We start from the raw sequence: 25502 nt of genomic DNA on the forward strand, positions 1-25502 counted from the left end.
GGCTACTGGTTCTTCATCAACGTTTCGATAGCGGACTTGGACGAGTCCACCACGCCCATCTTCGCTTCCATGTCGAGCTGCGTGCTCGCCATTTCGAGCGTCATCTTCGTCGTGGCGGCCATGATCTCGTTCATCGACATCTGCGGCGCCTGCTGCGAGAACTGCACGACGTCGTTGACCGACTGCTGGATCTCGGCGTCCTGCGCGGCCACGAGCTTCGACACCACGTTGGTGTTCTCGCCGTCCGCGTGCTCGGGCTTCGCCATGCGAGGGTTCTTCATCATCGAACTGAACTTCTCGCCTTGCTGCGCGAGCGACGGGTCGCTCGCCTGCTGGGTGGCCTGCAAGGCGCTTTCCACCTGTTTGGCCGTCACCGATACGCTCATTGCCGCTCTCCTGCGGGAAGGTTGCTTCTACGCCGTTGCAAGTCACGGCATGCGATTGCGTGCGATTACGCGCAACGGCTAGACGTAGAGGCGTGACGCCGTCGCGCGCTCAGGTCCATTCAAGCGCGCAGATAGCCCTGGTAGCCCTGCTGCGCGAGCGGGTCCTGAGGCTGACGCGTGCTCGGCTGAGGGCTCGCCGTGGCGGCGCGCTCTTCCTCTTCGTCGTTGAGCGTGGTGACCGAGAGCGGGATTTCGAGCGGGCCGCCGTTGCGATGCTTGCGCACTGCGTCGAGCAGATCCTCGCGGGCTTCCAGCGCGCGCACGAGCTGTTGCGTGTCGCGGCTCGGGTTGGCCTGCACGGCCTCGGCCGCGCTTTGACGCCAGTTCGGATCGCCCTTCACCGAGAGGCAGAACGCGAGCAGCGCTTTCGCATACGCGAAGTGCGGCGCGTTCTCCACCACGCGCGAAAACACGCGCACGGCGTCGTCCCAGTGGCCGCGGGTCATGTGGATGATGCCCTCGAAGGTGTCGATCTCGGCCACCTTCGGGCGCAGCACGCGCAAGGCGTCCAGCACGAGTTCGATGTCGTACGGGTCCGCCTCCACTTTCGGGAAGTTCGAGAGCAGCGCAGTCGAGACGGTCTCGATCAGCCCACCGACGATGTCCGGACTGCAGTTGAGATAGTTCGGCGAGGTCACGCTCATGTCGAAAGGCTCCTGCACAGAGTGAAAGAAGACCACGATGCGGCGCGACGGGTCGATTCACTACCGCAATGGTTCACGCCCGCCGCAATGGTTCACGCCAACGATACGCAGCGCCGCCCCGCCAGAGCAGCGGCAACGCGAAGCGAGCGCAACGGGTGCGAAGCGGGTACGCAGCGAGGCAACGGGTGGGGCAACTGCGGGCCAACCGGGAAGCGCAAGTCACGACAGGCGGCGGCAAAACGAGCGATGACGGCGGTCTCGCAACCTGCCGTTCGCTACGGAAGCATGGCCCTGAAAAACCGCACCACGTCTGCGTTGAACCAATCGTGGAACGCCGCACGGTCGAACCCAGGCAGGCTGCTGCAGAGTGCAGGCTGCGTCCGCGAAAGGCGCGCGCCGCACGGCGGCAGGAAGTCGTAGTGGCCGGCGTCGGCCACGAGGCGATAGTCGGGTGCGCGAGGCAAACCGTCGCGTACCGGCTCGTCGTAGTACGGATGCGGCTGATGGCGATCGTCGGCGGCGCTCCAGAGCTGAAGCGGGACGCGCACGCCGCTGAGCCCTGCGCGGCCGAAGGCGAAGCCGAACGCAGGCGCCGCAATGACCGCCGCGCGAATGCGCGGATCGTGCACCCACGCCCGTGCCGGCACATTCGCCGCGAAATGAAGATCGACGCCGGCATGGTGCAGCGCTTCACAGAGGTCCTGCCCAGCGTGGGCTTCGCAAAACGGGGCGATCGTCGAAAGGTCCGGCACGCCGCCCGCCGCCACGAGCACCGTGAAGCCGCCGTTGGAAAAGCCGAACGCGCCGATGCGCTTTCCGTCCAGCCGCTCGTGCCCGTGCCACGTGTCGAGCATGTAATCGATCAGGCGGTGTAGCTGTTCAGGACGGCGCCACAGTTGCAGGACGCCGCTCTGGTCATTGACGGTGTCACCGGCGTGACTCACGGCCGCCGCAACGAAACCCGCATGGGCCAGCGCGAGCGCCGTGTCGTAATGGGCGCCATACCAGCCGGCGCCGCCATGTGACAGCACCACCAGCGGCAAATGATCGCCGGCGATGGACGCATCGGGCGCATGGGGCGCATCGGGTCCCGCGGCCTGCGTGAGTGCACCCACGGAATGCGGCGCGGCCGGCGCATCGGCCGGATACCAGATACCGGCGACGAGCGGCGGCTCGGCCCCGTTCGGTATCTTGATCTGCTCGAAGCCGACATCGGCGGCGCGTCCCGGCACGGGCACGGCGACGAGCCCGATAAGCACCGCAACCACGGCCAACCCTCTCACGGCGCCCTCCGTCATGGTCATTGCCCGAGCGGGGCAGGTACGGGACAGCTGCGAAGCAGGTGCAAGACAGGTGCAAGGCAGTCGCGAAGCAAACCGCCGCGAAGCCGCAGTATGGCCCAGCCGCCCCTCTGCACGCCCCGCCCCTTCGCTTGCCCGCCAGCCGCTTCGCTTCGCCCGCACCCGCGCCGCATGCAGCCGATATCGTCGAACATCGGCGCACAAGGCGTGCGCCTTTTGCGTATCTCGTGACGCATCCGTCACCCGGCAATCAGTCACCCATCAGTCACCCATTACCCGCGGGCCTTCGCCGCCCGGGGCACCAGGCGATGAGCGAGGAAAAGACCGAGAAACCCACATCGAAGCGGCTACGCGATGCACGCAAGGACGGCCAGGTCTCGAAGAGCACGGACCTGGTCGATGCCGTCGTGATGGTGGCCGTGGCCGGCACGCTGCTGCTTGCCGCGGGCGTCTTCGCGGGTGCGTTTCGCACCATCGTCACGCTCACGCTCGACTTCGTCTCCGGCGACCACTCGCTGCCCGCGCTCGTGGCGCGCCTCTACAAGATTGGCGGCGAGACCTTGCTCGTGGTCGTGCCCTGCGTTGCCGTGGCCGCTGCCGCGGGCGTGGCCGCGCTGATTCCGCAGGTGGGCTTCCAGATCGCGACCAAGCCGGTGGTGCCCAACATCCAGAACGCGAGCCCAATGGCGGGCTTGAAGCGCATCTTCTCGATGCGCACCATCATCGAACTCGTGAAGATGGTCATCAAGGCCGCCATCGTCGGGGCCGTGATGTGGTTCACGATCCGCTGGATGTTCCCGCTCATGGTGGGCTCGCTCTATCAGCCGCTGCCCGAGCTTTCCACCATGCTCTGGAGCCTGCTCGTGAAGCTCTGCCTGATTGCGGCGGCAGTGTTCGTCGTGATCGGCGCCGCGGACGTCAAGCTGCAAAGCTTCATGTTCATGCGGCGCATGCGCATGTCGAAAGACGAAGTGAAGCGCGAGTACAAGCAGCAGGAAGGCGACCCCAAGATCAAGGGCGAGCGCAAGCGGCTCGCGCGCGAATTGATGACCGCCGCGGCGCCGCAGCAGCGCGTGACGCTTGCCAACGCGATGATCGTGAACCCCACGCACTACGCGGTGGCAATCCGCTACGCGCCCGACGAGCATCCGCTGCCGCTCGTCATCGCCAAGGGTATGGACGAGCAAGCCGCGCAATTGCGGCGCTTCGCGCAGGACGCCAACGTGCCCATCATCGGCAATCCCCCGGTGGCGCGCGCGCTGTACAAGGTCGCGCTCGACGAGCCGATTCCCGAAGAACTGTTCGAAACGGTGGCCGCGATTCTGCGCTGGGTGGACGCGCTCGCCGTGAAGAAGCCCGAAACAGGCAGCGCGCTGCCGAACTGATCCCACGGAGAAAGCCGCATGTTCAAGTCCCTGAAGCTGCCGGCAGGCGGGGAAATCGGCATCGCGATGCTGGTGGTGGCGATCATCTCGCTCATGATCCTGCCGCTGCCGCCCGAGCTGATCGACGTGCTGCTCGCGGTGAACATCACGATCAGCGTGACGCTGCTGATGATCACCATGTACGTGCCGAGCGTGGTATCGCTCTCGGTGTTCCCCTCGCTGCTGCTTTTCACCACGCTCTACCGGCTCTCGCTCAACATCGCGTCCACGAAGTCGATCCTCTTGCATGCGGACGCGGGCCACATCATCGAAAGCTTCGGCGAACTCGTGGTGGGCGGCAACCTCGTGGTGGGGCTCGTGGTGTTCGTCATCATCACGACGGTGCAGTTCATCGTGATCGCGAAGGGCTCGGAACGCGTGGCCGAAGTGGGCGCGCGGTTCACGCTGGACGCGCTGCCCGGCAAGCAGATGAGCATCGACGCCGACCTGCGCGCGAACATCATCACGCCCGAAGAGGCGCGCAGAAAACGCGCGACGCTCGCCGTGGAAAGCCAGCTGCACGGCGGCATGGACGGCGCCATGAAGTTCGTGAAGGGCGACGCCATTGCGGGGCTCATCATCACGCTCATCAACATCGTGGCGGGCATCGCGGTGGGCGTGGCGTATCACGACATGTCGGCGGGCGAGGCCGCGAACCGGTTCTCGATTCTTTCGGTGGGCGACGCGATGGTTTCGCAGATTCCGTCGCTGCTGCTCTCGGTTGCGGCGGGCATCATGATTACGCGCGTGGCCGACGAGCGCGAGGCGAAGCAGCTTTCGCTCGGCGACGAGATTGGCCGCCAGCTTTCCACGAGCGCCCGCGCGCTCTACTTCGCGAGCCTGCTGCTGGTGGGCTTCGCCGCCGTGCCGGGCTTCCCCACTTCGCTCTTTCTGCTGCTCTCGGGCACGCTCGCGTTCTGCGCGTGGCGGCTCGGCAGGAAGCAGCCCGCGTCCGCCTCGCATGCCACCGAAGCGGTCAACGCCATGCAGCGCGCCGGCTCGAAAGTGGACGTGCCCGCCATTCTGGCGCGCCCGCCGCAGTTCGCCTGCCCGCTCGGCGTGCGCATCGCGCCGGACCTCGTGGCGCGACTTTCCACCGCGGCGCTCGACAGCTCGTTCGAAGCGGAGCGCAGCAAGCTCCAGGAGTATCTGGGCCTGCCCTTCCCCGGCATCACGATGTGGACGAGCGACGCGCTGCCGCCCTCCACCTGCGAGCTGCTGATGCACGACGTGCCGTACTGCTCGTTCGAATTGCCCGCGGGCAAGGTGATGCTGCCGGAGCCGGCGAGGCTGAGAGGAGTGAATGCGGCCAATGGCGCGACGGACGGCACAGGCACCGGCCAGGCCACATCGCCGAACGCGCCCACTCCACTCAAAGGCGAACTCACCGCCGCCGACCTCGCCACGCTGCGCGAACGCGCCGAACAACGCCCCGGCCTCGACGGCGGCCCCGGCCCCACCTACTGGATCGAAGAAAAAGCGCTGTCCGCGAAGACCCAGGCGTGGCGCGCGGAGCAGGTCATCGCGCATGCGTCGGTCGCGATGCTGCGCCGCCACGCGTCGCTCTTCCTCGGCATTCAGGAAGTGCAGTGGATTCTCGACCAGCAGAACACCGACTACCCGGGCCTCGTCGCCGAGGTGCAGAAGGTGCTGCCGCCGCAGCGCATTGCCGACGTGCTGCGCCGCCTGCTCGAAGAACAGGTGCCCATCCGCAACATTCGCAACATCCTGGAAAGCCTCATCGTGTGGGGCGCGAAAGAGAAGGACATGTTGATGCTCACAGAGTACGTGCGCGGCGACCTCGCGCGCTTTCTCGCGCATCGCGCGGCAGGCGGCGCGCGGCAGCTGCCGGCCGTGCTGTTCGACCTGCCCGTGGAGCAGCACATCCGCCAGGCCATCAAGCAGACGCCCACCGGCAACTTCCTCGCGCTGCCGCCCGACGAGGCCAACTACCTCATCGACAAGATCCAGTCGTTCGTGGGCCAGGTGCCGCGCGAAGGCGTGGCGCTCGTCACGTCGATGGACATTCGCCGCTACGTGCGCCGCATGATCGAGGCGCGGCTCAACTGGCTTTCGGTGTACTCGTACCAGGAGCTGGGTGAGCACGTCGAGCTGCAACCGCTCGGCCGCGTCACGATCTGACCGCGCATTCAATCGCGCCCACCACGCTCATGGCCCACATCGAGTCCCGACCGCTGCGCATCATTCCAGGCGACGCCGAACCGCAGCCGCTCCCTGACGAAGCCCGCGCGAAACGCTTCGACTACGCCGCGCTCGCGCGTCGCGTGCGCGCGCGAAGACCGCCGGGCCGGGATGCGGGCGCGTCGGGCGACACGAGCGCATCAGAAGACCACGACACGCCCGCGCACAACCGGCTCAAGCACGACGACACGCCGGACGACGCAGCAGCCAACACAAGCGAAACGCACGGCGGCAGCCCAGGCTCGCCGCTCGCCGGCCACAGCAACGCCGCGCCGCCCACGAGCGACGACCTGCTGCCCGAGCGGCTCGCGCACGTCACGCTGCCCATCGTCGATTCGATGTTCCGCACGCAGAGCCATTTCCTCGAACTGGCCACCTCGCTTGCCACTGAGGTGGCCGCCTTCGCGAGCGACCAGGCCATTGGCGATGCGGGCAACTGGGACGTGCAGATGCCGCTCGACCGCGCCATCCTGCCCGACACCACGCTGTATCTTTCGCTTTCGCGTTTCAGGCTTTCGCTTCGGTTCGATACGCCGGACGCCGATACGAAGCAGCTACTGTTGCACCACAGTGCGCTGCTCGAGCGCGAACTGGACCAGTTGCTGCGCGCGTGGGGCACGCCGCGCGACATCGAGCTTTCGGTCTGGTGAGCGTCACGGCTTCCCTTCTTACCCGTCTCAGTGGTTTCACCCGCTGGGCAGCGGCGCAACCCTCAACGCTCGACGAACGCGCCCGCCTTGCGGGGCCACACTGCATGGGCCATCTGACTGCTGAAATGCCGGCCGGCGAGCCCCACCTGGAGGCAACGCCGCGCTCCGCGCACGAGACCGGGCATCCGGCTCGCGCGCGTCACGCGGCGAACCTGACTGAGAACGTGCCCGACCTGGGGCGCAGCGCCGCGGCAGGCGACGGCACGCAACGCCTGCCGCTGCGCGCCGTCGCCCACCTGGCCGCGCGTGCGTCGCGCGTGCTCTGCGATGCACGCACGCCGGTCGTGCTGGGTCATGGGCTGAGCATCGTGGACTGGCAGGCATCGGTGGAAGGCATCGCGCCGCGCGATCTGTCCGCACAGGCCCTCGCCGCGTCGTTCGAGATGCCCGGCGTGCTCGAACTCGCGCACGCCGCAGGCCCCCTGCACGTAGCGTTCGACCTCGCCGCGCATCCCGCGCTGGCTATCGCCACGTCGCCTGCGCGTGGGGCCACGTCCGCATCCGCCGACAGCGACCGCGCGTTGCGCGCCGCGATTCTCGGTGTGCTGCTGGAGCCGCTGTTCCAGCGCATTGCCGCGTTAGGCCTCGGCGATCTGCACGTCGTGCGGCTCACACGCGGCCTGCTCGCAAGCGATGCGCAGGCTGCATCGGTGGCGTTGGCCTTCACGCTCGACGGCCGCCGCGTCGCCGCGCAAATCGCGCTCACCCCGGCACTGCTCGCCGTGCTCGAAGAGGCGCACGCCACGCAGATGTCCGCGCTCGCGCGCCGTGGCTTGCCGGCGCTGCTGGACGTTGGCCACCACGCCGACAAACACGCGAACGGTGCGCCCGATGCCGCTGCGGCACTGCGCGCGAGGCTCGGCCAGTTGCGCGTGCCCGGCCGGCTCGTGCTGGGCGCGCGCCGTCTTTCCATCGAAACGCTGCGGGCGCTCGCGCCCGGCGACGTGCTGCTGCGCACGTTCACGGCGAGCCTTGCGCCGCTGCTGGCCGCGGCCGCGCGCGCGGCACGAAACGCGGCGACGGCGGACGGCTCCCATGCCGACCCCGGCGAGCACGTCCCGAACTCGGCGCACGCAGCACAGGCCTCATTCACGGACCCGAACGGGCCCGCCAGCCACGACAGCCACGCCGGCCCGGACGCGCCTCACCCCGCCGGCACCGCCCTCGCGATTGCCGCCTGGGGCACGCCTGGCCTCATCCGTCTGCACGCGCCCGCGCAATTCGACGGGCACACGCTAGTCATCACGAAGGAGCCGACCATGTCCGACGAACTGGACCCCGTGCGCGCCGACGACGCGCTCGCCGACGATCAAGCGCAGAACCCGATCGAAATCGGCGAGCTGGATCTGCCGGTCCAGTTCGAAGTGGATACCGTCGCGCTGCCGCTTTCGCAGCTCTGCGCGTTGCGGCCGGGCTACGTGCTCGAACTTCCGACGCCCGTGGCCGACGCGCAGTTGAAACTCGTCACGCACGGCCAGACCATCGGCTACGGCGAACTCGTCACAGTGGGCGAACACCTCGGCATCCGGATTCTGCGCATGGCGCACGGCGATGGTCCAGTTCAGTGACATCACCGGGCTGCTGCTCGTCGTCGTTGCGATCAGCCTCTTGCCTTTCGTCGCGATGGTGGTCACCTCCTACGCCAAGATCGTGGTCGTGCTGGGCCTCCTGCGCAACGCGCTGGGCGTGCAGCAAGTGCCGCCCAACATGGTGCTCAACGGCATCGCGATACTCGTGTCGCTTTACGTGATGGCGCCCGTGGGCATGCAGGCCGCGCACACGCTGGAAGGCCAGCAGATTTCGGGGCAGCCTTCGCAGGCGCTGATTCAGGCGTTCGGCGCCGCGCGCGAGCCGTTTCGCAGCTTCCTGCAGAAACACGCGAACGAACGCGAGAAGCGGTTTTTCATCCGCTCCGCGAACGTGGTGTGGCCCAAAGACGCCGCGAGCAGCCTGCACGAAAACGACCTGATCGTGCTTGCGCCCGCGTTCACGCTGAGCGAGCTCACGGACGCGTTCAAGATCGGCTTTCTGCTCTACATCGCGTTCATCGTGGTGGACCTCATCATCGCCAACGTGCTGCTCGCAATGGGCTTGAACCAGGTGCAACCCACCAACGTCGCCATTCCGTTCAAGCTGCTGCTCTTCGTGGTGATGGACGGATGGTCCACGCTCATTCACGGCCTCGTGCTCACCTACAAGTAGCGCAACGCGGGAAAAAGCTCATGGACGTCGATACGCTCGTTCGCTTCACCACGCAGGGCATGCTGCTGTGCATGTACGTGTCGCTGCCCATCGTGATCGTGGCCGCGGTGGTGGGCCTTGGCGTGTCGTTCCTGCAGGCCATCACGTCGATGCAGGACCAGACGCTCTCGCACGGCGTGAAGCTCGTCGCGGTGACGGTCGCGATCGTGATTGCCGCGCCGTTTTCGGCGGCCGCCATCCTGCACTTCGCCAACGAGATCATGCAGACGGCGGTGCCGCAATGACACGCATCGGCGGCCCGCCGCAGACGCCGCAACCGGCGCAGACGTCGTCGATCAACCAGGCGCAGACGAATGCCACGCCGAGCTCGAACGACAGCAGTGCGGCACGCTTCGCGGTGCAGTATCGCGACACGACCTTCGGCTACCAGGCCCAGCCGCAAGGCCCCACGCGCAGCCAGCTGCGTGCGCGCAAACTCGCGGATTCGCTCGCGCGCAAACGCCGCGCCGAACGCCGGACGCGCCGCAACGTGAGCGGCGGCTCCGACGACATCGACGACGGCGGCCACGCGCCCGAAGAACACCGCCGCGTGACGCGCGACGGCGGCGGAGGGGGCAGCGGAAGCGGCCAGCAACATCATGGCGACGGCGATGGTCATGGCGAAGCGGCAACGGATCTGCCCGCCGTGAAGAGCCGCCCGGGCGCCACGGTGCCGCCGCTCGCGCAAGGCGCGCTGCAAGGCATCGCAGCCGCGGCGCCGAACGAGCGCGCGCGAGAGAACGCAGTGCTCGATGCCTTCAGCGATACGTTGCTCGACTTGCGTCAGCGCATGAGCGCGAACCCTCAGGCGCCGCTCGATGCGCGCATTCACGAAGCCATGCTCGATCTGCTCGCCGTGCAGCGCGCCTACGGCCCGTTCTCGCCGGCCACGCTGGGGGCGGCGCGGCAGCGGTTGATCGAGGCGAGCGAGCGGCGGCCAGGCGGCGGGCGAACGGCTGGCGCCGTTGCGCCGATGGGCGCGAGCTCGCCTCGGACGGGCGCGGCCGCGCACGCCGCTTTGAGCACGGCATTACGCGCGGCGCCGGGCGCCTTGCCGGCGAGCGGCGCGGCGCTTGATTCGTCGGTTCGTGGCCCTGCTGTTGGCCCTGCTGTTGGCCCTGCTGTTGGCCCTGCTGTTGGCCCTGCTGTTGGCCCTGCTGTTGGCCCCGCTGTTGGCCCCGGTATTGGCCCCGCTGTTAGCCCGGCCATTAGCTCCCCAGCCAGCCCGCCTTCCGCCGAGCTTCCGGCATCCGCCGATGGCGATGCTGCGCAAACGCTGCTCGCCGACCGCGTCGGCCGCTTCAATCTGCTGCTCGGGCTGCTGATTTTCAGCGCATCGCGGCCCACCACTTCCACGCGCCTCGCCCATCAGACCGACACGCTACAGGTGCTGCGCGGCGGCATGCTCGCGCGTCGGCGGGGGTGAGTACATCCGGGCATACCTGAGCGCAAACGAGCGCAAACGAGCGCCACCGAGCCGAGCGTGAGTAGCGCGCCGTCGCCCGCGCCACGGCGCATGAAAAGCGGCACATGCCCAATCGATTCGCCTCGCCGCTGAGCGCTTCGCATCGCGGGCCGGCGCGCCTTATCAGGCGGCTAGAGTAGCGTCAGACGCGTGCGCCACCGTGCACGCATTTGCCTCACGCTTACAGGGTCGGGTCCGTCCACACGATGAAACTGCTGCGTATCCTGACGGGTGTTCATGCAGGCGCCGAGCTGCGTCTGAGTCCGGGCACGCACCGCATCGGCCCGGACGACGACGCCGACATCCGCATCTCCGACTGGCGCGGCGCCGACGTGCTGCTCGCCGTCGACGCGGACGGCGTGGTGAGCGCGCGGCGCGTCGTGGCCGAGACGGCGGATGCGGCGGAAGCGGTCGAAGTGGAAGGCGGTGCGGCCGGCGCGAGCGCCGGTGAAACCGGCGGGTTCGAAACCGGCGGCACGCGTGGCGCGAACCCGGCGTCAAACCTGGCCGCAGACCCAGCGACAGGCGCCACGCTCGCCGACGCCAGCAGCCCCATCGACCCCGGCACCGTGTTGCTCGTCGACTTCGTTCCCATGCAGTTCGGCGAGACCGTGCTGTGCGTAGGCTGGTCCGATGCGGCCTGGCCAAGCGACCTCGATCTGCTCTCCACGCTGCTCATCAAGCCCAGCGAGGAACGCCGCGAGGCCGAACGCTCGCGCCGCCGCAAGATTGCGGGCATCGCACTCGCCTGCGCGATGCTGGGTGCCGTGATCGTGATCGGCTCCGTGCTGATGACCACGATGGTGAGCCGCGCCGCGCTGCCTCACGACGCGGGCGGCCTCGCGCAGCGCGTCAACGACACGCTCGCCGCCGCGCACCAGAACGAGCTGCGCGCGCACGCCGAGGGCAACACGGTGCTCGTCACCGGCATGGTGGCGACGCCCGAGGACGACGTCGCGGTGCGCCGCCTGCTTTCGCGCTTTTCGCAGACGTCGATCTATCGACGCTACGACGTGGCGCAGAACGACGTGCACAGCATCGAAGATTCGCTCGGCGTACGCGGCGCCCGCGTCGCGTACGCGGGCAACGGTGCGTTCGACGTGACAGGCAGCGTGTCGAATCCAGCCGATCTCGACGCCGCCATCGCGCGCGTGCGCCACGATCTGAGCGAAAACGTGCGCGCCATTCGCAGCCACGTGACGCAGTCCACGGAGAACCAGCCGCTGCCGCCGTCGTTTTCGATGCTGATGACCTCGGACACGGTGCGCTACGCGGAAACGCCGGACGGCGTGAAGCACATCTATGCGCAGCCCGATCCGCCGGCGGCTGCCTCGGACACGACAGCCGCCAGTGCAGACGGCGCCGGCGGCGCCCCGGGCGCGGCCGCGGCGCAGGCGAACAGCGCGAGCGGCGTGCCGCCCACCGTGACCACCGGCGCGGCGACGGGCGTGATGGAACCGGCGCCGGGCCCGGACGCGGCTTCAGGGGCCGCAGCAGCAGGCTCCGGAGCCGCCGCCGCCGCATCGAATACCACATCGAATACCGCATCGAATACCACATCGACTACCGCTCCGAATACCGCTTCGCATGCGGCATTGAGCGCCGCCTCGAACAGCGCTTCGAGCACCGCCGCTGCAAGCCGCCCCACCCCGCATATCCCGTAGGAGAGACGACATGTACGAACCCCTGCAAGCCTGCGCCGCCGACTTCAACGATCTGCAGAAGACGCTGGCCGACCCGAACGGCGGCCCGCGCATCGCGGCGATTCGCACGGCGCTGGATGCCACCGCGAAGAACATCAGCGAAACGGTGGGCGCCACGGCGACCGACCGCGACAACCTCGGCAAGCTCTATCGCGGCATGCTGGCGGCGAGCCGCATCGTCGCGCACCTGCAGGAAAAACGCGGCGCTGCGTAAGACACACGCGGCGCAGCTACCGGCACACCGCGGGCGCAACACGGCACGCGGCGCCGGGCACGAGGCTTTTCCGGCACAGCAGCACGGCTGCGCTGCTGCCGCCGTGCCGGAAGGCAATCTTGTCACTTCAACGAGGAGTAACGATATGGCTCAAATGCTCACCGGCGCCCTTGGCAGCGCCTCCACGATGGGCGAGATGCAAGGCATCACCGACCAGATGAACCAGATGACGCTCGCATCGGCGCAAATGCAGCTGCAACAGTCCATGGCGTCGTCGCTCGCGAACGTCACGAAGAGCGGCGCAAGCAACGTGAAGGACGCGTCGCGCGCAGGCTGACGGGCGGCTTAGCCACCCCAGCTTCGCAAACTGCATCACCGGCCGGTACGCGCCGCCGCTCGCGACGCACGCCGGCCGCTCTTCGTTTCCGCTTCGCCTCTTTCGGCTGCCTGTGAACCTGAATCCATCGGAGCGCTACGCGCAACTCGTCGAGGACCTGTGTCGCACCGTCGGACTCGCCGATGCGGCCCACGTGCTGCGCACGCGGTCCATCGAAGTGGAAGGCTTTGACGTGCGCCTCGAACACTTCGAGAACGACCTCGAAGCGCTCTACGCGAATTTTCACTACGGCGCGGTCACGGCGGGGCGCACGCTCACGGTGTTTCGCCTGATGCTCGAAGCGAACCTGCTGATCTACGCGCAGGACCAGGCGCAACTCGGGCTCGACACCGACACGGGCGGCATCGTGCTCGTGCTGCGCGTGCCGATGACGCCGGACGTGGACGGCGCCGTACTCGCCGATCTGCTCGCGCACTATGCGGAGCACGGACGCTACTGGCGCCAGAACATCATCGAATCGACGGACGAGATGTTCGAGGGCGTGGTGGCGGGCGAATATATGTGGCTGAGGGCGTGACGGTTCTTAGGCGCGCCGTGGCGCCGGCGCTTATGTCGCCTGCTTACATTGCCCGCTTATGCCGCCTCTCAGGCGATCTCCTCTGCGGCTTCTTCTGCATCATCGTACGCAGCCTCTTGCGCAGCCCCTTTTACGCCGCCTTTGACGCCTCCACGACCATCTCCACACCCTTCTCGATGATCTTCGAGAGAGCCTGCGTGCAGTGCTCGCTCAGTTGACGGCGCGCCTCCGCGAGCTTGTGCAGCGCCGCCATCTCGTGCAGTCCCGCAGGCTGCTCCGTCTTGCCCGCGGCCTGAGCGCCGTCGGCCGTGGGCGTGTCTTCGTGCGGCGGCGTCAGCACCTCTTCGAGCGGCGGCGGCGGTTCGTGGGTGCTCGAATGCGTGCTGTCGGTCACGGGCTTCGCCACGCTGCCCTTGGGCCGCAGCGCGAGCGCGGCGCGCTTCGCCTGTGCATCGTCGAGGCCGCGTTTGCGCAGCGAGGGCGCGGCGCCGATAGCCGTCACGCCCGACGCCCCCGCCGCGAAAGTAGCCTTCCGGTGCTTGCCGTGCGTCGCGCCCGTCGAGTCCAGTCCTGCCAGCTGCGCGCCGGGCACGGCCTGCGCGGAGGGCGGCAGCACCGTGCCCGTGAGCGTGCCCGGCTGCTTCGAACTCGCCGGCTCGGGTTTCGCAGGGCCCGGCGTGATCGGGATGGAGCCTGGCAAGGACGTGGAGACGCCGTCGAGTTTCGTCATCGGATGGAACCTCGTTCGTTCTGGGCGGATCGGGCCGCGCTCGCGCACGACCCGGCACAGCAGACAGATAACGCAAGCCGCCCATTCGCACGCACAGGTTCACGAAGCACTCGACCGCAGGACGAACCGCGTGAACGCGCGGCAGCACGCCCCTTGCGCTTCGTCCCCCGCCGCCTGCGTTCGCACCACGGCGTGGCACGCGGCGCAGCGAGGGACATAATCGACTGCCCCATCCGGTGGAGTTCACGATGCTGCAGTTCCGTCCGCCCGAACGGTTCGAGACCGACACGCTGCTGCTGCGCGCGCCCGAAAGCCGCGACGCGCAGGCGCTGTTCGAAGAAATGCTCGGCGACGAGGAAACCACGCGCTACATGCGCATGCCGCGCCATCGCACGCGCGAGGAGACGCTCGCCTACATCGAGGCCGTGCGCGCCGACTGGGAAAGCGGCAGCGCGTTCCGCTGGGTGATGGAGCACAAGGAAACCGGGCTGCTTGCCGGCGAGATCCAGATGCAGGCGACGCTGCCGCGCGTCGAAGTGGGCTTCATGATCAGCCGGCCAGGGCCGGCACGCCGGCGGCGCGCGTCGCTCGACGCGCTTCGCCGGCTGCTTCACTGGACCATTGCCCAGCCGAGCGTGTTGCGCATCTTCGCGTACTGCGCCGTGGATGGCAAAGCACACAGCGGGATGGAGCGGCTCGGCTTCACGCTCGAAGGCCGGCTTGTGAATCACGAGTGCCGGCCGAACCTCGGCCTCGCCGCCGGCGACAGCTACCTCTACGCGAAGACGCGCCCCGTCGCTGCGCCGCCGCAAGCCGATGCGGCCACGGACTGGCTCGCGCGAAGCATCGACTGGGAGCCGGCCTGAGCGATACCTCGCGCGGGCAGCGGACAAAACGGCGCGTACGAGATGGTGCGTTGCAGCGATGCGCACCATGCGCGGCGCATCGCTGCAACGCGCCTCGCCGCGTGGGCGTTCTTGCCCATCCGCCTGCAACGCAATAAGCTTGCGGCATTTTGATCGAACCCGGACGTCTCAAGACGGCGGCCGGCGCATAAAGGCGCAACCCGGCGCGTTACCCCACACGCGCTGCGCGAGCCCCGGCACGACCCGGGCCGCCCTTCACGATGGAGAGCCACGATGTCGTTACCACGACCTACGGGGCCGGTCTTTGCATTCAACCGTTACCGGCTGTCGCCGCACCCTCCCCGCCTCACCGCCGACGGCGTGCCCGTCGAGATTGGCGCCCGCGCGCTCGAACTGCTGTGCGCGCTCGTGGAAGCCGAGGGCCGGCCGGTATCGCTTGCGCGGCTCGGCGAGCGCGGCTGGCCCTCGGATTCCGCACGCGCAGGCGTGGACAACAACACCGTGCAGGCCCAGGTGTCCGCGCTGCGCCGCGCACTGGGTGCCGACCGCGATCTCGTCGTGACCGTGCCCGGCTTCGGCTACCGGCTCGCCGCGCCGGTCCGAACGATCGAAACCGATGCGGCGCAAGACGATGCGGTAGCGCATGGCGCGCAGCAGCCGCTGCGCGCCGGCGAAGAAACGTCTTTGGCGGAACCCGCGCATGCGCTGCGCGTGCCCACGCGTCTCACGCCGTTCGTGGGCCGCCACGCGGAACTCTCCGAATTGCTCGGCCTCGTGCCCGCTACGCGCATCGTCACGCTGGCGGGTGCGCCCGGTATCGGCAAAACGCGGCTCGCGCGCGAGGTGGCGCGCCGGCTCGGGGCGCACTTCCCCGACGGCGTGCTCTCCGTCACGTTGCCGCGCGACGCGCAGGGCGAAGGCCTGGCCGAAACCGTGGCGCTCGCAATAGGCATTGCGCCCGAGCCCGGCATTGCGCCCGAGCCCGGCATTGCCGCATTCGAACGGCTCGTCGCGGCGCTCGCCACGCGGCGCCTCCTGCTGATCGTGGATTGCAGCGAGCAGTTGAGCGAGCCAGCCGGCTGGCTCGTGGATACGCTCGTGGCCGCGACGTCGGTGCACGTCATTGCAACGAGCCTTGCCCCGCTCTTTCTCGCCGGCGAGCAGGTCGTGCCGCTCGGCCCGCTGCGCACGCCGGAACGCCTCGACGTGGGGCCCGTCGATGCGCCCGAGTTCGACGCCCTGCGCCTGCTGTTCGCACGAATCGCCACGCTGCCCGGCACGCCCTTCGCAGCGCACCCCGCCGACACGCGCCGCAGCCGCAGCGCAATGAGCGCCCTCGCGCTCTTCGACGCGGGACGCCTCGCCGCCGACACGCTCGCGGCCGCCGCGCTGATCGCGAGGCGCCTCGACGGCGTGCCGCTCGCGCTGGAACTCGCGGCCGCGGCCATCGCGCGGCGCGCGCGCACGCGCTTCACGCTCGACGCCGCGCTGATCGCGTTCGCCCGCGCGCTGGACGACCTCATGGTGCACCGTGCGGGCGCGCTCTACGTGCCGGTATCGCGCGCCGCGCCGCTTGCCGCCGTGCTCGATCTCGCGGTAGCGGAACTGGACGACGCGCCGCGCCAGTGCCTCATGCGCCTCGCCGTTTTTCCCGGGGAGTTCTCGCGCTGCTCGGCCGTGCGGCTGCTGGCCGAATGCGCGGCGCCGAACCGCGTGGTCCTCGGCAACGCCATCGGCAACCCCCTCGGCACCTCCCTCGGCAACCCCATCGCCACACGCGCCGACTTCGACGTGGACACGCATGTGGCCAATCTGATCGAAGCGGGCTTCGTCGAGCAGATCGACGACGAAACCGGCCCGACCTTGCGCCTGCCCGCGCCCGTGCGCGCCTTCGCGCTCGACGCGCTCTGGCAAGGCGGCGAATTCTCGCGCGCCGCCGCGGCCCATGCGCAGTCGCTGGTGCCGCGGCTCGCGGCACGGCGCGATCGCGTGGCCGACACGCGTCACCCCGTACTGGACCGCAACGACGTTGCGGACTTGCGCAGCGCGTTCGACTGGGCCATTCACGCGGACCGCTTCGATCTCGTGCTCGCGCTCGTGGAAGGCTCCGAGCCGCTCTGGCGTGCGCTCGGCCTCACGCACGAATACGTGCGCACCATTCGCGCGGCCGTGGCGCGCGCCGAAGACGCTTCGCCGCGCCGCGTGCGCGACGAGATGCGCCTGTACGCGGCCCTCGCGCGAACGCTGCCGCTCGTGCAGGCGCCGCTCGACGAAGTCGCGGCCGCCTGGCAACAGGCCTACGACCTCGCCAATGCCTGCGCCGACAACACCGGACGCCAGCACGCGCTGATCGGGCTGATCGTGTGCTCGGCGAAGGCGGGCGAGATCGAGCGCGCAGCGGACCTGCAGGCGCGGTATGACGAAATTTCGCAGGGCAAGGAGCGATAGAACAAAGCGCCGGTCTTGCGTTAAAACTCCATATCGAGTTCGTCGATGTCTTCTGTCTCCGCTTTCGCGATCCCGATCCACCCGGCCACGAACGGTTGCGCGAGCACGCGCATGCAGTACTCCGCAATGTCCTTGTCGAGCTTCACGTCGTAGGTCAGAAAGCGGGTGACGACGGGTGCGTACATCGCGTCGGCCATGCCGATCTCCTCGCCGAAGAGCCACGGGCCGCCGTAGCCGGCCAGGCACTCGCGCCAGATCGCGAGCACGCGTTCGATATCGTCCTGCGCACGCGACCAGATACGAAAGCCCGGGAAATAGCCGCGCAGATTCATCGGCAATGCGGAGCGCAGTGCACTGAAGCCCGAATGCATCTCGCCGCAGATGGAGCGGCAGTGCGCGCGTGCCTTGCGCTCGCGCGGCAGCAGACCTGCGTCGGGACGAATCTCGTTGAGGTACTCGCCAATGGCGAGCGTGTCCCATACCTTGATGCCGTCGTGTTCGAGGCACGGCACGAGAATGGATGGCGAGAGCAGCAGCAGTTCGGCCCGCGCGGCGGCATCGATGGGCACCGTCACTGTCTCGAATTCGAGCCCCGACAGCTTCGCGAGCAGCCAGCCCCGCAGCGACCACGACGAGTAGTTGTAGCTGCTGACCGTCAATGTCGTTTTCGCGGTTTTGGCCATAGGGGTCTCCGTTTCGTTCGGTGCGTGCATGCACCGGGAGCTGTCCGGCAAGGTGCCGGCCGCACTCGAACGGCACCATACGCACCAGGATGCTGCGCAAAACGAACCGCCTGCGCGGCGAGCACGAATGCCCGCGGTGGTGCAAGCACCATGCCAATCGGCATCGAAGAAACGCGGCCTCGGGGCGGGCCAGCGCAGCGCGTGCCGATTCCCCACACGCACCGCCCACTATCGCCCCCACTACAGCCCCCACTGCCGCCCCCACTACTGCCCCCCTGCCGCCCACTGGCACACGTATTGCCTTTGCACCACGGGCCTGCCCCACCGCGCACACGCCATGAATCTGCTTGCCTACCCGTCGTACCAAGCCATCGCCGACCTCACGCGGCCGCTGCGCGCCTGGGCGTCGTTCGCACGCGCCGCCTGCGACACATGGCCGATGCTCGCGGCCACGCCGTACGGGCGCACCTTCACCGCGCTATGCGAACTGATCGAGGTGGCGGGTCTCACGCATCGCCGCCCGCGCTTCGGCATCGATACCGTCGAGGTGGGCGGCGAACGTGTTGCCGTCGTGGAAGAAGTGGCGAAGCGCACGCCGTTCGGCTCGCTGCTGCACTTTCGCAAGGAAACGGCCGCACCGCAGCCGCGCGTGCTGATCGTCGCGCCCATGTCGGGCCACTTCGCCACGCTGTTGCGCGGCACGGTGCGCACCATGCTCGCGGACCACGACGTCTACATCACGGACTGGCACAACCCGCGCGACATCCCGCTTTCCGCGGGGCGTTTCGGCTTCGACGAATACGTCGAACATCTCGTCTCGTTCATTCATCGCATCGGCCCGGACTCGCACCTCGTGGCCATCTGCCAGCCCACCGTCGCCGCGCTCGCCGCAGTCTCGCTGATGGCGGCCACCGACGATCCCGCGCAACCGGCCAGCATGACGCTGATGGCCGGGCCCATCGACTGCCGGGTCAACCCCACGCGCGTGAACGACCTTGCCAACAGCAAGCCGATCGAATGGTTCGAGAAGCATCTCATCGGCGTGGTGCCGCCGGGCTTCGCGGGCGCGCAGCGACGCGTGTATCCGGGCTTCGTGCAGCTCACCGCGTTCATGTCGATGAACATGGAGCGGCACGCCACTTCGTTTTCCGAACTGTATTTCGAGCGCGCGAAAGGCGACGCCGCGAAGGCCGACCAGATTCGCGCGTTCTACGACGAATACTTCGCGACCACGGACCTCACGGCGGAGTTCTATCTGGAGACGGTCGCCACGGTGTTCCAGCAATACGCGTTGCCGCGCGGCGAACTGAAGGTGGGCGGGCGGCTCGTGGAACCGGCTGCGATTCGCCGCACGGCGCTGCTCACGGTGGAAGGCGAGAAGGACGATATCTGTTCCGTGGGCCAGACGGTGGCCGCGCAGGAACTCTGCTCGCAATTGCGTCCGTATATGAAGACGCATCACGTTCAGACCGGTGTGGGCCACTACGGTGTGTTCAACGGACGCAAGTGGGAAACGCAGATCTATCCGCTGGTGCGTGCCACGATCCACGACAACGAGCCGCGCGCGAATCGCCTCGCCTCGAGTGCAGACGGCACCGCCGGGCAGTTCGTGAGCCTGCATGCGCTCATCGAGGCGCAGGCACTTACGAAGGCCGCGCTCGCGAAAGCGGCGGCCTCGTCGTCCACCTGAGCGTCGTCCACCCGAGTTCGAGCCTGAATTCGAGCGCACCGCCGCCTGCGCATAACGAGGCAAGCGTGACGCGCTAACCGTCGCGCGCCGACACGCACCGCTGACCGCGTCGCCCTACGACGTCGCCGCGGCACGCGCCCACGGCGTAGGCGCGGGTACCTCGCACGGCCCTTCCACGTCGATCGATTTGAAGTCTGCGGGACTCACGATCTCGAGGTACTCCATGTCTTCGGAGTAGTCGAACAGGTAGTGCACGATGCCGGGTGCCTGATGCACGCAGTCGCCCGCCGCCACGAGCGTTTCCTTGTCGCCGTACATGAAGCGCGCCCAGCCCTTCAGCATGATGACGATGTGGAACTCCGCTTCGTGACGATGCCAGCCCGTGCCCTGCTCCGGCGCGTGGTTGGCCTTCACGAGTTGCGCGATCACCTTGCCGCCGGTCGCCTGCGCAATGCCGAGATCGCGATAGAGGAAGAAATCGCGCAGGCCCTCGCCTTCGAACGGCGTCTCCTGCGGCCTGACGTGCGAAAACCGGGTGGTGAGCTGAGAGGTCATGGCACGGCTCCCGTGGGTAGGAGCGCGCGAATCAAGCATTTCCCGTTCCATTGCGCAATCGAAGCGAAGGTCGTGCACGGTGCCCGCGAAACCCGCGCCGCCACGGGCGCATTCCCAAAGCGTGAACACGCATGCGCCGCGCGCTTCCGCGCATGCCCTCCCGTTACAGTGCACTTCGCCCCGCGAGCGCCCTTTTCGCACCATGCTGCGGCGTGTCACATTCGGCGACCATAGTGCAAGCCGGTTTCGTTTGCTGCGCTGCGACGCACCGCTTCCATGCCCGAACACAGCCGGATCAATCTGCCGCCCACGCCGGGCTTCGTCGAAACGGCGCCGGGGTCCTCACCCACCTCGCCCACATCGCCCACATCGCCCTCCGCCGCAGGTGCAACGCCGGCAACGGGCAATGCCCCGGCTCAACCGCCCAGCACCGCGCCTTCGCATCAACTCGAAGGCCCTCAGCCCGCCGTGCCGCATGGTGTGCTGGACCGGCTCAAGTCCACGATGGCGCGCAAGATGGATACGTTGCGCGCGCGCCGCTTCGACGTCGGCACGGCGATCTATCAGCAAAGCACGCACGGCAAGACATCGGGGCCCGAGAACTATGTGCAGGGCACGAAGCGCTACGCGACGACCCAGCCGCCGCGGCGCGCCCGCGTGGGCGGCTCGATGCTCGCGAGTACCGACGGTCTCGTGACGGGCGCCATCGGCCGCACGGTGTCGAAGCCCGCTGCTTCTGCAAACGCGCAGACTTCAGGCGCTCCTGCCCAGCTGCGTGTGCCCGCGCCGCCTGCGCTCGATGCCTGCACCACGCGCGAGCGCCTGCTCGATTACGTGCACGGCCAGTTCGCGTGTCCGCCTGACCGGCTGCTCGACGTCCCCGGCCTCGCAAGCCGGCTCTACGCCCTCACGCCGCAGCCCGATCCGCCCACGCCCGCGAGCGCCGCCGAAGCCGCCACCCGCGGCGCACTGATGGCCCAGGCGCTGCGCCAGGCCGGCGTCACGGACATCGACGGCGCACATCTCGCGCTCGAACGCGTGGGCATGCTCGACTTCAACGCACCGCACACGGCGCGCTCGACGAGCGCCGCGGACCGGCAAGCCTGGCTCGTCGCACGCACGCTCGCGCGCTCGGGCGAAGGCTTCGCCGCGCTCGACGCATTGCGCAGCGCCGTGGGCCAACCCTTCGCCGGCGACCCGCAGCGCACGGCCACGCGCGTGCTGCTGCAAGCCACGGACGCGCTCGACCCGCACGCGCCCGGCACGAGCTATCCGCGCCACAGCGATCCGTCGCCGGCCGCCGTTGCCGAAAGCGTTGGACTCGCCGAAGGCACGGGTCCGCTCGATGCCTCCGTGCCCGGCCCCGACGCGCTCGCAAAGCGTGCCTTCGATGCCGCGGCCACGCATCTCGAACACGGCCGCGATGCGCTCACGCCGGACCAGAAAGGCGCGTTCTTCGCGTGGCGCCAGGGCTTCACCGCGGATGGCCGCGGCAGCGATCTCTCGCAGGCCCGCGAGCGTTTGAACAAGTTCTCCGCGAAGACGATCAACCGCGTCGGCGAAAACCGCTGGAAGACGCTGCTGCCGCGCATGTTCGCCGCGAAGCGCGCGTCGCCGCTCTCCGCGCTCACCTTCGGCACGCAAGGCCTGCCGCGCAAGACCGTGGAGCAGGAGCGCGCCGCGCTCGCCAGGGGCATGGGCGCCGCGCGCACGGCGCTCGCACAGCACGACGCAATGCAGCCGGCCACCGCATTCACGCACGCGCGGCCCGCGCAATCGCTCGTGGAACTCGCGGCGCTCGACGTGTGGCTCGAACGCGGCGGCTTTGCGCGCGGCCGCATGGACGAGGACGCGCTCGGCGCCGTGGCCCAACGCGCCGCGCAAATGTGCGATGGCCTGACCGAAGCGGACGTGCCCTCCGCCGAAACACTCGCGAGCGTGAAAGCAGACGTGGCGCGCTGGCAGTCGATGCCGCCCGACCAGCTCGCGAAAACGAAGCCGTTCAGCAAGATCGCGAAGCAACGCTTCGACATCGAACGGCTCGCCGTGTGGGGCAAGGTGGCCCACGTAGGTGCCGAATCGGACTTCTGGAACGAGGTGGATACGCTGCGCGCGCTCGCCGATCCCGCTCAGGACAAGCGCCCCGCGAACACCGTGGACGACGTGCACGACACGCTCAAAGACGTGGTGGCGAACCTGCAGTCGGGCGCGAAACTGCGGCTCACGGACGGCGGGCGCCAGGGCGTGAGCACGCGCGGCCTCAATGCAACCGTGCACGCGTTCACGCACGGCCACGGCATTCCGGTCTCGCCGCGCATCGACGTGCGCGCCTCGCGTACGCGCGAGGCCGTGGTGGAAGTGAGCCGCGCGACGCACGGCGTGGAGATGTTCGTCGGCACCGCGCACAGCCGGCAGCAGCATTACGGCGCGGGCGTGCTGGTGGGCTACGACTTTGACGTGGGCGTGACGTCGCTGCGCGCGGGCGTGGTGGCAAGCGCCATCCTCCATTCGCAGGACCTGCAGGAGCCGCGCGGCGTGTCGCTGCGCGTGGCGCGCCGCGTGAAGCCCGACGGCTCGGGCTACGACGACGACGCGATGCGCGCCAAGCTCGGCACGATCGTCGATCACGTGTTCCACGAAGCCACCCTCGAACACAACGACGGCTCGAACGGCGTGTGGAACCGCCTCGCGCAACAGTATTTCGACGACCCCGACGTCTCCGTGAGCTGGACCGACGGCCAGCAGAAAACCACGCGCCGCGGCGTGACGGTGGATGCCACGGCCATGTTCAAGGCCGCGAGCCTTGGCGCCGATACCGAGACCGACCCCGTCACGGGCAAGCACGCGAAGCAGCTTTCGGTGAGCGTGGGGCCGACCCTGGGCGCAGGTTGGGAACACTCGAAGCAGTCCGTCGATTCGGTGGAACGCACGGGACGCATGCAGGTGGAACAGCACCGCGTGGGACTCGGCTCGCGCTGGCAGCTGCGTGGCGGCTTCAAGCCGAGCTTTTCGCATCCGCTCGATCCGAACAGCCATTCGAGCATCGGCATGTTCTCGCTCGACGCGCCCATGGGCACGATGACGCTCGGCGACAAGAACCGCTCCGCGAAGCTGCAACTCGTGCGCGAAGACGGCAAGCTGAACCACCGCGCGTGCATGCTCGACGTCGAATACCTCGACGCGAAGCACTACACCGAAGCGCTTGACGCAGGGCGGCCCGAATTGATCGACCTGTTCGCCGCGCAAGAGGTGGCGCAACGCAACAAGGCGGGCACCGCGTCTTCCAGCGGCCCGCTCGACGACCCTCGCGTGGCGGCCGGCAAGCGCATCGACCAGCATCTCGCCGACGTGCGCAAGAACCAGCGCCCCAACCTCACGTACATGCACCGCTTTCGTCTGCGCGAGGGCGCGGCCTTGCGCATCGATGCGAACACGGCGGCGCTCGCGCAGTCGGGCGGCGACGAACGACTGCGCGAGCAGGTGGAAGCACGCAACGCCGAGATTCTGGGCGACCCCGATTCGTGGATGCCGATCGAACTCAAGGTGAAAGAACGCAGCACGGACACGCGCAGCGTGGGACTCAACGTGCTCGCGCAATTGCATACCCGCACGAGTGCGACGGGCGACCGCGAGATCGTGACCGAGAATGTTTCGTTCGACGTGCTCGAAGCATTGGACCGGCGGCAGCCACCGCAGCTGGGCGCGTAGCGAGGGTGAGCGCCTTGCCGGCGTGAACGGGTTCCGGGTGAGCGAACGCGGCGCGCACGAAGCGAAGCGCGCGGTTTGCATGAGGGGTGCGGCCTACCTATCATCGACGGTCCAGACCGCTCTTTCGATCATCACCCCGGCCCGATGAAATCACGCCTCAGCCCGTTGCCGAACCCCGCTCGCTTCGCGCTGCGCATCGCCTGCGCTGCGGCGCTCGCCGTCACGTGCGCGGGCGCCGCGCATGCGGACGATTACGCCGACGGCATCTGCAAAGGCCAGGCCCGTTCCGCCCAGGCGATCGCGCAGGCGCGCGACTCGGGCATATCGAAGGAGGACGAACTGCAACGCATCCACCTCGCAGCACAGCAGATGCCCTACGACTCGCGCATGCTCGCGTTGACGGAGTTGCCTCAACTCGTCGAGGCGCTATACGGCAAGTATGCAAACGTGCCCGCGACGCAGATGTACCCCAGGTATCTCGACTGGTGTCGCCAGCAGATCGCGAAGCAGCACGCGCCGGCCAAATAGACGGGCGCGGGTGGATGTGCAGGCTCATTGCCGCACACATCAATCAGCCCGCGGCCTCGGCAGTCACACCACGGTGCCCTGCACGACTCTCGGCATGGGCCGCTGCATCGGTTGCTGCCACATGCTGTTCAGGTCGGGGCCATACGGCCCCTGCGCAGGAAACCCGTGCGCGTTGTACATGCAGCCGTAGCCGGGCTGTGCGAAGCGTTGACGGCGCGACACGGCGTAGCCAATGGCGCCCGCCAGCAGCGACGACACGCCGGCCGTGACGAGCGGCGCGAGTCCGAAGCCCAGCATCCCCATGCCGAACGACGAGCCCATCCCGAGCCCGCCCGCACCGAGCGCTCCAACACCGCCGGCCGCCAGCGCAAACATCGCGTCCGACATCAGGCGGGTGCCGGTCATCGTCGCAAAAGAGGCGCCGTATGAGGTTCCATACGAGGATCCATACGAGGAACCGTAGGGCGAGCCGTAGCGCACGGACCACGGCGCAGGCCGCACGAACGACGCGTACGGCGTGCCGTAGCCGCCCTGCGGCGGCCAGCCCGTCGATACGCGCGTACGCAGCGGACGCGCGAAGCTGAAGAAGCGCGTCTTCAGCGCGCTCGCCTGCTCGCGGGCTTTGCCGATGCCCGCCTCGCCCGCGCGCTTCGTGGCACGAAAGAGCGTGCGCAGCTTTTCGTCCGCGCGCCGGATGCCGCCGGCTGCGCGATTTCCGCCGATGCCACCGACGCCACCGACACGGGAAGCGCCGTCCGGGTGAGGCGCGGCGCCAGCCGGCCCGGTGTTGGGCGCTGCACCGGCGCGCGGCCCGCTGTTGGGCGCCGCTCCACCGCGCGGCGAGTCGCCCGTCAACGCACCCAGTACCGCGTGCCGCGCCGCCCCCGTAGACGGCGGTGGCGCGGTGCGCGGTGTCGCCGGTTGCGCCTGCGCGGTTTCGTCCGTGCCGCCCGTCGTGATCGGGCCGCGCGGTACGCTGCCCATGCGATCGATCGTCATGAGGCCTTTTCCTCCTTTCCGCCTGCGCTTT

Annotated in this window: 23 protein-coding genes; 16 read left to right on the forward strand and 7 right to left on the reverse strand. The window is 68.5% G+C overall.

The genetic code is table 11. From position 1 onward, the window contains the following. Positions 1–2: 2 nt before the first annotated feature. From P2869_RS24990 to P2869_RS25000, 3 genes are all read right to left on the reverse strand, one after another. Positions 3–386 carry a type III secretion protein HrpB2 gene (locus P2869_RS24990; protein WP_017775663.1) on the reverse strand — a complete coding sequence of 128 codons (384 nt, stop codon included), beginning with the start codon at positions 384–386 and terminating at the stop codon, positions 3–5. A gap of 119 nt (positions 387–505) precedes the next feature. Next, positions 506–1090, reverse strand: coding sequence for an HrpB1 family type III secretion system apparatus protein (locus P2869_RS24995; RefSeq protein WP_277598265.1), 585 nt, complete (start codon positions 1088–1090; stop codon positions 506–508). A 275-nt stretch (positions 1091–1365) separates the two neighbouring features. Then, positions 1366–2373, reverse strand: a complete 1008-nt coding sequence (locus tag P2869_RS25000) for a dienelactone hydrolase (protein ID WP_277598266.1) — start codon at positions 2371–2373, stop codon at positions 1366–1368. Between the two features lie 326 nt (positions 2374–2699). On the opposite strand from P2869_RS25000, the gene sctU reads away from it, so the two are divergent. The 11 genes from sctU (at position 2700) to P2869_RS25055 (ending at position 13264) form a co-directional block, all read left to right on the forward strand. After that, the gene (gene sctU, locus P2869_RS25005) at positions 2700–3776 is read left to right on the forward strand and encodes a type III secretion system export apparatus subunit SctU (protein ID WP_017775660.1); all 1077 of its coding nucleotides are present in this window, start codon (positions 2700–2702) and stop codon (positions 3774–3776) included. A gap of 18 nt (positions 3777–3794) precedes the next feature. Further along, entirely contained in the window at positions 3795–5957 is a 2163-nt protein-coding gene (locus P2869_RS25010; RefSeq protein ID WP_277598267.1) for an FHIPEP family type III secretion protein, read from the forward strand. A 29-nt stretch (positions 5958–5986) separates the two neighbouring features. Next, complete coding sequence (gene sctP, locus P2869_RS25015; RefSeq protein WP_277598268.1) at positions 5987–6667, forward strand: type III secretion system protein SctP; 681 nt, start codon at positions 5987–5989, stop codon at positions 6665–6667. Between the two features lie 104 nt (positions 6668–6771). Continuing rightward, the gene (sctQ, locus tag P2869_RS25020) at positions 6772–8295 is read left to right on the forward strand and encodes a type III secretion system cytoplasmic ring protein SctQ (RefSeq protein ID WP_277598269.1); all 1524 of its coding nucleotides are present in this window, start codon (positions 6772–6774) and stop codon (positions 8293–8295) included. Continuing rightward, positions 8279–8929 (forward strand): type III secretion system export apparatus subunit SctR, encoded by a 651-nt coding sequence (gene sctR, locus P2869_RS25025; protein ID WP_199541819.1) that lies wholly within the window; start codon positions 8279–8281, stop codon positions 8927–8929. Before sctQ ends, sctR begins: the two co-directional genes overlap by 17 nt. 20 nt (positions 8930–8949) lie before the next feature. Continuing rightward, a complete protein-coding gene (gene sctS, locus P2869_RS25030) occupies positions 8950–9213 on the forward strand; it encodes a type III secretion system export apparatus subunit SctS (protein WP_017775655.1) in 264 nt (87 codons plus the stop codon). Beyond that, entirely contained in the window at positions 9210–10394 is a 1185-nt protein-coding gene (locus P2869_RS25035; RefSeq protein WP_277598270.1) for a hypothetical protein, read from the forward strand. The genes sctS and P2869_RS25035 overlap by 4 nt, the downstream gene beginning before the upstream one ends. Before the next feature lie 245 nt (positions 10395–10639). Next, the gene (locus P2869_RS25040; protein ID WP_277598271.1) at positions 10640–12097 is read left to right on the forward strand and encodes a secretion protein; all 1458 of its coding nucleotides are present in this window, start codon (positions 10640–10642) and stop codon (positions 12095–12097) included. Positions 12098–12107: 10 nt separating this feature from the next. After that, positions 12108–12350 (forward strand): hypothetical protein, encoded by a 243-nt coding sequence (locus P2869_RS25045; RefSeq protein ID WP_017775652.1) that lies wholly within the window; start codon positions 12108–12110, stop codon positions 12348–12350. A 145-nt stretch (positions 12351–12495) separates the two neighbouring features. Continuing rightward, entirely contained in the window at positions 12496–12687 is a 192-nt protein-coding gene (locus P2869_RS25050; RefSeq protein ID WP_126877149.1) for a hypothetical protein, read from the forward strand. A 118-nt stretch (positions 12688–12805) separates the two neighbouring features. Further along, positions 12806–13264, forward strand: a complete 459-nt coding sequence (locus P2869_RS25055; protein ID WP_026121632.1) for a CesT family type III secretion system chaperone — start codon at positions 12806–12808, stop codon at positions 13262–13264. A gap of 130 nt (positions 13265–13394) precedes the next feature. On the opposite strand, the gene P2869_RS25060 is transcribed toward P2869_RS25055, so the two are convergent. Beyond that, positions 13395–13994 (reverse strand): hypothetical protein, encoded by a 600-nt coding sequence (locus P2869_RS25060; protein ID WP_017775649.1) that lies wholly within the window; start codon positions 13992–13994, stop codon positions 13395–13397. 248 nt (positions 13995–14242) lie between these two features. Here P2869_RS25060 and P2869_RS25065 point away from each other — a divergent pair, with 248 nt between their 5' ends. Then, complete coding sequence (locus tag P2869_RS25065; protein WP_277598272.1) at positions 14243–14860, forward strand: GNAT family N-acetyltransferase; 618 nt, start codon at positions 14243–14245, stop codon at positions 14858–14860. 273 nt (positions 14861–15133) lie between these two features. Next, a complete protein-coding gene (locus P2869_RS25070; RefSeq protein WP_277598273.1) occupies positions 15134–17308 on the forward strand; it encodes a winged helix-turn-helix domain-containing protein in 2175 nt (724 codons plus the stop codon). Positions 17309–17328: 20 nt separating this feature from the next. Here P2869_RS25070 and P2869_RS25075 read toward each other — a convergent pair whose 3' ends face one another. Then, complete coding sequence (locus P2869_RS25075) at positions 17329–17991, reverse strand: glutathione S-transferase (RefSeq protein ID WP_017775645.1); 663 nt, start codon at positions 17989–17991, stop codon at positions 17329–17331. Positions 17992–18328: 337 nt separating this feature from the next. Here P2869_RS25075 and phaZ point away from each other — a divergent pair, with 337 nt between their 5' ends. Beyond that, positions 18329–19681 carry a polyhydroxyalkanoate depolymerase gene (gene phaZ / locus P2869_RS25080; RefSeq protein ID WP_277598274.1) on the forward strand — a complete coding sequence of 451 codons (1353 nt, stop codon included), beginning with the start codon at positions 18329–18331 and terminating at the stop codon, positions 19679–19681. Between the two features lie 114 nt (positions 19682–19795). On the opposite strand, the gene P2869_RS25085 is transcribed toward phaZ, so the two are convergent. After that, positions 19796–20236 (reverse strand): cupin domain-containing protein, encoded by a 441-nt coding sequence (locus tag P2869_RS25085; RefSeq protein WP_277598275.1) that lies wholly within the window; start codon positions 20234–20236, stop codon positions 19796–19798. A 276-nt stretch (positions 20237–20512) separates the two neighbouring features. Here P2869_RS25085 and P2869_RS25090 point away from each other — a divergent pair, with 276 nt between their 5' ends. Both P2869_RS25090 and P2869_RS25095 read left to right on the forward strand, forming a co-directional pair. Beyond that, on the forward strand, positions 20513–23944 hold the full coding sequence (locus P2869_RS25090; protein WP_277598276.1) for an autotransporter: 3432 nt from the start codon (positions 20513–20515) through the stop codon (positions 23942–23944). 144 nt (positions 23945–24088) lie between these two features. Beyond that, entirely contained in the window at positions 24089–24472 is a 384-nt protein-coding gene (locus tag P2869_RS25095) for a hypothetical protein (RefSeq protein ID WP_277598277.1), read from the forward strand. 63 nt (positions 24473–24535) lie between these two features. Here the strand turns inward: P2869_RS25095 and P2869_RS25100 are convergent, their stop codons facing one another. Next, complete coding sequence (locus P2869_RS25100) at positions 24536–25471, reverse strand: hypothetical protein (protein WP_277598278.1); 936 nt, start codon at positions 25469–25471, stop codon at positions 24536–24538. Positions 25472–25502: the final 31 nt, after the last annotated feature.

The organism is Paraburkholderia sp. SUR17 (assembly GCF_029536165.1).
Classification (GTDB): domain Bacteria; phylum Pseudomonadota; class Gammaproteobacteria; order Burkholderiales; family Burkholderiaceae; genus Paraburkholderia; species Paraburkholderia kururiensis.

What these genes read in the sequence shown, in the direction of transcription:
- P2869_RS25085 (WP_277598275.1), bottom strand. Translation starts at nt 20,236, where the DNA reads ATGACCTCTCAGCTCACCACCCGGTTTTCGCACGTCAGGCCGCAGGAG.
- P2869_RS25050 (WP_126877149.1), top strand. Translation starts at nt 12,496, where the DNA reads ATGGCTCAAATGCTCACCGGCGCCCTTGGCAGCGCCTCCACGATGGGC.
- P2869_RS25070 (WP_277598273.1), top strand. Translation starts at nt 15,134, where the DNA reads ATGTCGTTACCACGACCTACGGGGCCGGTCTTTGCATTCAACCGTTAC.
- sctU (WP_017775660.1), top strand. Translation starts at nt 2,700, where the DNA reads ATGAGCGAGGAAAAGACCGAGAAACCCACATCGAAGCGGCTACGCGAT.
- P2869_RS25065 (WP_277598272.1), top strand. Translation starts at nt 14,243, where the DNA reads ATGCTGCAGTTCCGTCCGCCCGAACGGTTCGAGACCGACACGCTGCTG.
- sctP (WP_277598268.1), top strand. Translation starts at nt 5,987, where the DNA reads ATGGCCCACATCGAGTCCCGACCGCTGCGCATCATTCCAGGCGACGCC.
- sctQ (WP_277598269.1), top strand. Translation starts at nt 6,772, where the DNA reads ATGGGCCATCTGACTGCTGAAATGCCGGCCGGCGAGCCCCACCTGGAG.
- sctS (WP_017775655.1), top strand. Translation starts at nt 8,950, where the DNA reads ATGGACGTCGATACGCTCGTTCGCTTCACCACGCAGGGCATGCTGCTG.
- P2869_RS25035 (WP_277598270.1), top strand. Translation starts at nt 9,210, where the DNA reads ATGACACGCATCGGCGGCCCGCCGCAGACGCCGCAACCGGCGCAGACG.
- P2869_RS25060 (WP_017775649.1), bottom strand. Translation starts at nt 13,994, where the DNA reads ATGACGAAACTCGACGGCGTCTCCACGTCCTTGCCAGGCTCCATCCCG.
- P2869_RS24995 (WP_277598265.1), bottom strand. Translation starts at nt 1,090, where the DNA reads ATGAGCGTGACCTCGCCGAACTATCTCAACTGCAGTCCGGACATCGTC.
- P2869_RS25090 (WP_277598276.1), top strand. Translation starts at nt 20,513, where the DNA reads ATGCCCGAACACAGCCGGATCAATCTGCCGCCCACGCCGGGCTTCGTC.
- P2869_RS25095 (WP_277598277.1), top strand. Translation starts at nt 24,089, where the DNA reads ATGAAATCACGCCTCAGCCCGTTGCCGAACCCCGCTCGCTTCGCGCTG.
- P2869_RS25100 (WP_277598278.1), bottom strand. Translation starts at nt 25,471, where the DNA reads ATGACGATCGATCGCATGGGCAGCGTACCGCGCGGCCCGATCACGACG.
- P2869_RS25075 (WP_017775645.1), bottom strand. Translation starts at nt 17,991, where the DNA reads ATGGCCAAAACCGCGAAAACGACATTGACGGTCAGCAGCTACAACTAC.
- P2869_RS25045 (WP_017775652.1), top strand. Translation starts at nt 12,108, where the DNA reads ATGTACGAACCCCTGCAAGCCTGCGCCGCCGACTTCAACGATCTGCAG.
- sctR (WP_199541819.1), top strand. Translation starts at nt 8,279, where the DNA reads ATGGTCCAGTTCAGTGACATCACCGGGCTGCTGCTCGTCGTCGTTGCG.
- phaZ (WP_277598274.1), top strand. Translation starts at nt 18,329, where the DNA reads ATGAATCTGCTTGCCTACCCGTCGTACCAAGCCATCGCCGACCTCACG.
- P2869_RS24990 (WP_017775663.1), bottom strand. Translation starts at nt 386, where the DNA reads ATGAGCGTATCGGTGACGGCCAAACAGGTGGAAAGCGCCTTGCAGGCC.
- P2869_RS25040 (WP_277598271.1), top strand. Translation starts at nt 10,640, where the DNA reads ATGAAACTGCTGCGTATCCTGACGGGTGTTCATGCAGGCGCCGAGCTG.
- P2869_RS25010 (WP_277598267.1), top strand. Translation starts at nt 3,795, where the DNA reads ATGTTCAAGTCCCTGAAGCTGCCGGCAGGCGGGGAAATCGGCATCGCG.